General features: G+C 63.1%; 6 protein-coding genes and 2 pseudogenes. 6 read left to right on the top strand and 2 right to left on the bottom strand.

Translation table 11 applies throughout. The features are described from left to right. Positions 1-172: 172 nt before the first annotated feature. The 3 genes from ACFXN1_RS17360 to ACFXN1_RS17350 all read left to right on the top strand — a co-directional run bounded on the left by ACFXN1_RS17360 (position 173) and on the right by ACFXN1_RS17350 (position 1,981). Positions 173-634, top strand: coding sequence for a hypothetical protein (locus tag ACFXN1_RS17360; RefSeq protein ID WP_379442776.1), 462 nt, complete (start codon positions 173-175; stop codon positions 632-634). Between the two features lie 185 nt (positions 635-819). Beyond that, positions 820-1,362 (top strand): DinB family protein, encoded by a 543-nt coding sequence (locus ACFXN1_RS17355; protein WP_379442775.1) that lies wholly within the window; start codon positions 820-822, stop codon positions 1,360-1,362. A gap of 217 nt (positions 1,363-1,579) precedes the next feature. Beyond that, positions 1,580-1,981 (top strand): hypothetical protein, encoded by a 402-nt coding sequence (locus ACFXN1_RS17350; RefSeq protein ID WP_379442774.1) that lies wholly within the window; start codon positions 1,580-1,582, stop codon positions 1,979-1,981. 187 nt (positions 1,982-2,168) lie between these two features. Here the strand turns inward: ACFXN1_RS17350 and ACFXN1_RS17345 are convergent. Beyond that, positions 2,169-2,849: pseudogene (locus ACFXN1_RS17345) on the bottom strand (GAP family protein). Between the two features lie 127 nt (positions 2,850-2,976). Here ACFXN1_RS17345 and ACFXN1_RS17340 point away from each other — a divergent pair. Next, positions 2,977-3,581, top strand: a pseudogene (locus ACFXN1_RS17340) (Tn3 family transposase); the annotation flags it as partial. Positions 3,582-3,648: 67 nt separating this feature from the next. On the opposite strand, the gene mptB reads toward ACFXN1_RS17340, so the two are convergent. Continuing rightward, positions 3,649-4,065: a polyprenol phosphomannose-dependent alpha 1,6 mannosyltransferase MptB gene (mptB, locus tag ACFXN1_RS17335; RefSeq protein WP_379442773.1), complete on the bottom strand. Its 417-nt coding sequence runs from the start codon at positions 4,063-4,065 to the stop codon at positions 3,649-3,651. Positions 4,066-4,384: 319 nt separating this feature from the next. Between mptB and ACFXN1_RS17330 the strand changes: the two genes are divergently transcribed. Both ACFXN1_RS17330 and ACFXN1_RS17325 read left to right on the top strand, forming a co-directional pair. After that, positions 4,385-4,864 (top strand): hypothetical protein, encoded by a 480-nt coding sequence (locus tag ACFXN1_RS17330; protein ID WP_379463626.1) that lies wholly within the window; start codon positions 4,385-4,387, stop codon positions 4,862-4,864. 1,071 nt (positions 4,865-5,935) lie between these two features. After that, positions 5,936-6,214, top strand: a complete 279-nt coding sequence (locus tag ACFXN1_RS17325) for a hypothetical protein (RefSeq protein ID WP_379391277.1) — start codon at positions 5,936-5,938, stop codon at positions 6,212-6,214. Positions 6,215-6,526: the final 312 nt, after the last annotated feature.

Genomic DNA, 6,526 nt, shown 5'->3' with positions numbered 1-6,526 from the left:
ATCATCGTCTCCATCGCCCCCGTCACGCTGGGCGCGGGCGCACCCCTGCTCCCCCGCCGTCTCGAACTGAAGACCACGGAAGTCGCCCATAACGGCGAATTCGCCTGCGTGCGTTACTCGGTCGTGCGCTGACGCCCCACCATCCCATTCATCGCGGTAAGGGCTTCGGAATATGGCATACAAATTGTCGCGCAACGTGATTCGTGGCGCGTTTGGCGTGGTCGCGATGAGCGCGGCCGTCATCGGCGGCGCCGACTCTGCTTCAGCGGCCGCGGTGAGCGTCGAGCCGACAGCGGTTCCGGGTGCGGCGTTCCCGATCGGGTCGGGAAATACCGGGTCCAGCGGAACCGGGTCCGCCGGTGACGGATCGATCATCTGCTGGCTGCTCCACCCAGCCCCACCTGCCAGATCTGACAGTGCTCAAAACACCATGCCGGCTTCGAGGATCCAGGAGATAAATGCGAGCATCAGAAATACAGTGGCGGTGGGGGTATCGAGTGTCGCCCTCGTGCTGGCGGCCATGATGAGCGCGGCGGCGAGCGCGGACCCGGCCCCCGCTCCGACCATGGGCAGCTCGAACATCCAGTGCTTCATCCAGGTTCTGCTCAACGGCGAGATGCCGGGGATCTACTGATATCGCCCCGCGGTCGGGCAACCGTCTCCAGAACCACCTGAGGCCCATGGCCAGCTGGCTCTAGCGAACTCGAGTGCGCGCTCATGCCGAATGCGGGGCATTCCGGTCTGGTGTCTTGACTCTGGGCGTACGCGCGCGACCATCGTCGTATGGGCGTGTTGCGACGCTCGAATCGAGGTGGAGACATGTCACAACCGAACGTCGACCGCGAGGGTCTTGCTGCCGACCTGGAGCGAGTGAGAATCGACTTTCACCACCTGCTCGATACCACCGGCGCCGAAGAGTGGACAGCCCCGACGAGTGGCACCCGTTGGACCAACGAAGAGCTGTTGTTCCACATGGTCTTCGGATACATGATCGTTCAGAAGCTCCTGATCCTCGTGCGTGTATTCGGCCGCCTGCCCGCTGGTGCCAGCCGCGCGAACGCACGATTCCTGAACGCGGTGACCGGCCCGTTCGACGTGATCAACTTCTATGGCTCGCGCCTGGCGACGCGTGTGTACAACCGGCGCAGGATGGGCGCGAAGATGGATCGGGTCATCGCTTCGTTGCAGCGTTCCCTACGGCGGGAGAATGCAGCGAAGTTCACGCGCGAGATGCACTATCCGAGTCTTTGGGATCCGTACTTCCAGGGGTCCATGTCCCTTGCGGAGCTCTATCAGTATCCGGGGCAGCACTATGACCATCATCGGAAACAGTTGACAGTCACTGGTGTTCGCGAACCGTAGTCCTGCTCGCTGAACGCACTCTCTTGCCGCATACCGCGCTGACCAAACCGGCCAGCACGGGGCATCGGAAGATCAACGGGCAGAGTGCCATACGGCCGCAGGCGGTGCGCGCTCATGCCGAGTTCGGTGCGTTGTGTCCGGGCGGGACTGGTACCGGCGAGCTCTCACATATCCACGGTCACCGTCGGCATGGTGAACTCGCGGAATGGAGAAACCCATGGACCTCGATGCTCACTTCGCCGGGCGAGCACGAGAGATCGAGCCGAAGCCGATGGACCCGAACAGCCTTACCGAACGTGAATACCTCCGACAGTTCGCGGCGCGCCCAGGCATGTTCATCGGCTTCACAAGTGTTCGTGGCGTGACGTGCTTCCTCGACGGTTACGACTACGCCGCGCGTCGGTCAGGTGGTCCAGGATTGGATGGCTTTCGCGACTGGCTTCTCGCCAATCACCTTCGTCGCCAAAGCAGCTTCGCTTGGCCTGGTTTGATCAAGCAGATCGCGCTGCCCGAGTGGGACTTCGTCACAGATCTCGGTCCCGAGCAGGAAATCCGCATCCTCGAAGTGCTGTTCGACCTCCTCGATCGTTTCCTTGCAGAACGTAAAGCCGTCAGCTGAACGTCCGGTCATGCCGCATACCGCGCTGACCGAACCGGCCAACGCGGCACCTCGAAAGATCAACGGGCGGGGGTCATCTCGGGCGAGCGACAGACCGCCGACAGCGCGCGATCATGCCGAGTTGCGCGCACCCCGTTGGGGCCATCCCTCAAGACACGAGTTCGCGTCCGTTCAGGCAAGCGGATCACTACAGAGACGAATAGTTCCGGAACGCATCCACAACGAGCACGACTCCGAAAACCAAGAAGAGAACGCGAACCGACATCGGACCGAAACGGCTCAGTGCCCGGACAAAGACGCGATAGAACCGTTGTGCGCGAGGCGAGCGGCGTGTCGCGGTGAACAGCACCAGGATCGGCGGCAACAGCGCGATCAGGCAGTACGCGACCACGATCAACGGCCACAGTGCTGGCCGTGGTTCTCGCACCGTGAGCATTGCCAGCGCCGCCAGGTACGGGACCGCGGTCGGTGCCTGGCCGAGGCCGATGCCCGCTCCGATCAAGCCGAGCATCCACGGTCGCCGGCGGGCCTCGACCGCTCAGGGCGGTATTGCTCCTGTGTTCACCGGCAACCGAACGCCCCCGAGGATCAGCAGAACTACACCGACGACGAGTTCTCCCCAATAGCGAACGGTCGGCGTGATGTCGAAGTGGACGAGGTCTGTCAAGAAGCTCAGCCCGAGTACGGTGCAGATACCGAAAGCGGTTGTAACAGCGAAGATTCCCGTGATGAAGCTCAACGCTCCCGGGACAGGCGAGCGACGACCTAGTCGGCTGTCGACGACTACCGCAGCGGTGATCCCTATGTTCAGGACGTGGAGGGAATCGAGGAAAGCGAACCCTGCAAGTGCCACTAATAAGGTCAGCATGACGCTACCGACCATACGGTAGGCACCAGCCGATGCCGCAACTTGAACGTCCGGAAACAATCGTCAACAACCACCGATCGCCTGTCCGGCTCATGCGTGGTAATCCAAACGCGCCGACGCCGAAGTGCGGTTCACGCACGCAGGACCGCTGCTGACACGCAAGCTGAATCTGGACTTGATCGCCGAGCATTACGACGACCTGCTCAGGTTGGCTGGGTCGATGAAGTTCGGGCACGCCATCGCGTCCCTGCTGGTCGGCAAGCTGTCGGCCTCGGGTCGGCAGAATGCTCTGGCCGCGGCGCTCAAGGAATACGGCGCGATGCGCCGCACCATCTACGCCTGCCGGTATCTGACCGATCCCGACTGCCGGCGCAAGATCTCGCGCCAGCTCAACAAGGGCGAATCCATCCACGCCCTCAAACGCGACCTCATCTACGCCCATGAAGGCGCTTTCCGTGCCCGTCACTTGGAAGCCCAGACCGAGCAGGTCTTGTGCCTGACCCTGGCCACGAACGCGGTAATCGCCTGGACCACCGAGTATTACGGGCTCGCGGTCGAGCAGATGCGCCGGGCCGGGCGGTGAGTCGACGACGAGGTCCTTCCCACGTCTCACCCGCTCACAGCGAGAACATCAACTTCTTCGGCGCGATCGAGGTCGACATCGACGCCGAACTCGCCCAGCTCGGCCCCACCGGTTACCGCCAGCTGCGAGTACGCGACACCCTGTTCTAACCCCAGCGGGCCCCGACCGATGCGAAGGCGAACCAGCGCCGTTACGCTGCGTCGGCGCGTAGCGCCTTCAGGACCGAGGAGCTATCACCGGGCCGGTACCTCCACGGCAACGCATTACGGTCAACGCGATGAACAGCACCGACACGAAGACGACAGCGGAGGCAGCCTCGACAATCTGAAAGACCGCGAACTCGACACCGCGCGGCATCTCCAAAACTCCTACTAACACAGAGAATGCCACCGCCGGCCCTCGGAACGCCGGCTTCGTCGCCCACGCGGCCAGCGGCACGATCGCCCACAGCAGATACCACGGTTGCACCACAGAGGACAGCAGCACGATTGCACCCACCGACGATCCGAGCGCGCCGATCGGGTGCAGGCGCCCAGTCCACGTAGCAACCAGCATGCGCAGGCTCAGGAACGCGGCTGCCGCCATCGCGAGCGGGCGCGTGAGGCTCAGCAACGCGGTGGTGTGATCACCCAAACCCAGGAGTACACCGCCGAACCCGGTGATGATGCCCAGAGCCGTCGGAAGCGACAGCCTGCGAATCGGCTACGGGCAGGTCTCCACCCGTGATCAGCATCCCGAAGCCCAGCACCACGCCCAGAGCCGACTCTATGGAAGCCGCTCCCGGCGTCCAGGCGCTCGCGGCGCATGAAGAAGCCACTATGACGCGCATGCGAAGCGCAGGGACATATTGAAGTATGGGCTTTTCAATTTGTACGCGCGGGGCCTCACTACGCGGTTACCGTCGGAGCGGCACTCAGGTGCCGGCAACGACTACTCCAACGGGAAAGTACAGATGAGGCAAATGAGTTGGGCCGCCGTCACGGTGGCCATGCTGGCGATACCGGTCGTCGCGGCGGCATCGGCGTCAGCCACGGTCGACAATGTGAATCTGACACAGGTCGACACCGGCATCGGCGGATGTGAAGGGGCAGGCAATACCTGCACGATATTGGTGACCACCAGCGGCGCGGACGCCCTGGCACCGGTCACGGTCACCTTGGACGGGCAGAACGTCGGCACCTTCACCCCGCAAGCCGGATCCACGGCCGGCACCGGGATCATCCAGTACGTCTATCGCTCGAAGCTTCCCGAAGGCGTCTATAGCCTCACCGCCACGCAGGGCTCGTCGACCAAGTCCATGACGGTGCAGAACTGCGGCAGCCAGCCGACCGGCAGCTCCAGCGCCTCGGCCCAGTGCACCGGAAACGATATTCTCGGCGCTCTGATGGTGCCGCTGATCATCCTCACCGGCTCCGGGCACACGCAACTCTGACCGACCAGTTGGGACAGTGGGTCGGTGGACGGTACGGGTGCAGTGGTCGACGGCCCCCCAGGCACACAAAGTGAATCGAACGCCGTTACGCAGCAATGGTTTTTGGCCTATCGGCGAGGTCGATCTTCTTCATCGACTCCAGTGCGCACGCAAATGGCACGGAAAACGGCCGGTCATCGCAACACCTGCGATGACCGGCCGCTTCCTGTGGTTCTAGCTGGATCGAACCAGCGACCATGTGACGGAGGTCGGATCTGGCCTTTTGCTCCACTTTCGGTGCCTCTGAGTCAGGAAACTGCTTGAAACCACTCGAGAATGGAGCAACAGGCCAGTCCGCCGCCATAGGCCGGCCGCCAGGCGGCTCCCGAACGCGCCGTCATGCCGCGTGGCGAGCGGTTCGAACCGGCCAGGGCGCTCCTGTGGAAGATCAACGGCCCGAGACAACTCGGGCCGTTCCTGTGTCCGCACATGCCGATTTCCGTGCAATGGCCTCATCGTGCAAAGTCCCATGGGGGTCATTGGTTTTCTGGCGGTGGCTCGGCCTGATTGCACGTTCAGGCCCACTCAAAGCCTGGCCCGTCGCTGGACCACAACGACAGACGCTCACGCGGCACGCCGAGTGTCCGCTCCCTGCGGCTTCCCACGCTGGAAGAAGCGGCGTATCAAGGGTGGGCGGATGCCCATTGGTCTTATCGATGTGCAGGGCCCTTGATGTGTCCGAGTGGAGCGCAGGCCGGACGATCGTGGCCGACGCGCCAGCGCCGCAGGGAATTCGCCGAAGTTTGGTGGGCCGCCGGAGGACGGGTCAGAAGCCTTGGGGATTCATCGGGTATGGGCCGGGACCGTACGGCATGTAGGGCGCGGTGGGGCGGAAGTAGGCACTGGATTGCTTGATCCGCAAAAGGATTACGGTGGCAAGGCCCGCTAGCCAGGTCAGGACGTCGAGAAGGGCCGAGAACGTGATTGTCGGCGATGGGGTCGGGACAGCAACGCACTCATCTGCCGCATAGTGCGCGGCGGCGTGCCCAACATGGGACTACGGCACACCCTCTGCTCCAATACGCTTCGGCCGTGCCCAAGATCAGATTCACCAACCCGCACTCGGACAAGCCATTCTTGATTTGCGTCGAGCCATGGGCAGAGGAGTACTGGCTGCGGCCGGGGGATGCGTTCACCGTCGAGTTCGATGAAAGCGATCGCGCAGAACAGATGATCGGTGACGCAGACTTCGACGTGTCCTGGTACGACTTCGGAATCTTCGTGTGGACAGCGTCAGGCAACGACGTCGCAGTGCGCGACCAGTCAGGTACCAAGCTCGAACATGGCCACCAGCGGCCCAGCGAGGACTGAACTCCGCAACACGCCGTTCGGTATGCACGCTCATGCCGCTGGTCGCGCGGACTGAACTGGTCACGGCGACCGCTGTAGAAGGCACCACCACGCGGATCTGAACGATTCGAACGGGTCGCAGCGGGCGGTTTGGATAAGTTGTTGCCCGCGAGTCAGTTTGGAAGCTACCGTTTGCGCTGATCTCGCCTAAGGCGCGTTGGCCACCGGATGAACGCGCCCGCAGTTTGGAGAGGGTAGCTGCCCGTTCGAGCCGGGCCGAGTCCGAAGGGAGCCCGCGTATGGATGCGGGCTCCCTTGCGCCCCATTTGATCG

The organism is Nocardia sp. NPDC059154 (assembly GCF_042755705.1).
In the GTDB taxonomy this organism is placed as follows: domain Bacteria; phylum Actinomycetota; class Actinomycetes; order Mycobacteriales; family Mycobacteriaceae; genus Nocardia.
This window is presented reverse-complemented; position numbering and strand designations above follow the sequence as displayed.

Coding starts and splice junctions, on each gene's coding strand:
- ACFXN1_RS17350 (WP_379442774.1), top strand. CDS start 1,580: ATGGACCTCGATGCTCACTTCGCCGGGCGAGCACGAGAGATCGAGCCG.
- ACFXN1_RS17360 (WP_379442776.1), top strand. CDS start 173: ATGGCATACAAATTGTCGCGCAACGTGATTCGTGGCGCGTTTGGCGTG.
- ACFXN1_RS17355 (WP_379442775.1), top strand. CDS start 820: ATGTCACAACCGAACGTCGACCGCGAGGGTCTTGCTGCCGACCTGGAG.
- ACFXN1_RS17330 (WP_379463626.1), top strand. CDS start 4,385: ATGAGGCAAATGAGTTGGGCCGCCGTCACGGTGGCCATGCTGGCGATA.